Genomic DNA, 575 nt, shown 5'->3' on the forward strand with positions numbered 1-575 from the left:
GTCAGGGAAAACTCATCTCAGGGCTCGCTTCCCGCTTAGATGCTTTCAGCGGTTATCGATTCCGAACTTAGCTACCGGGCAATGCCATTGGCATGACAACCCGAACACCAGAGGTTCGTCCACTCCGGTCCTCTCGTACTAGGAGCAGCCCCCTTCAATTTTCCAACGCCCACGGCAGATAGGGACCGAACTGTCTCACGACGTTCTAAACCCAGCTCGCGTACCACTTTAAATGGCGAACAGCCATACCCTTGGGACCGACTTCAGCCCCAGGATGTGATGAGCCGACATCGAGGTGCCAAACACCGCCGTCGATATGAACTCTTGGGCGGTATCAGCCTGTTATCCCCGGAGTACCTTTTATCCGTTGAGCGATGGCCCTTCCATTCAGAACCACCGGATCACTATGACCTGCTTTCGCACCTGCTCGAATTGTCATTCTCGCAGTCAAGCGGGCTTATGCCATTGCACTAACCACACGATGTCCAACCGTGTTTAGCCCACCTTCGTGCTCCTCCGTTACTCTTTGGGAGGAGACCGCCCCAGTCAAACTACCCACCAGGCACTGTCCGTAA

At 54.8% G+C, this 575-nt stretch carries 1 rRNA gene; it reads right to left on the bottom strand.

Annotated elements, in window-relative coordinates:
* Window positions 1-575 (bottom strand): 23S ribosomal RNA (locus Q1A70_RS20305); the annotation flags it as partial.

Origin of the sequence: uncultured Vibrio sp., from assembly GCF_947488985.1 — a bacterium.
Classification (GTDB): Bacteria; Pseudomonadota; Gammaproteobacteria; order Enterobacterales; family Vibrionaceae; genus Vibrio.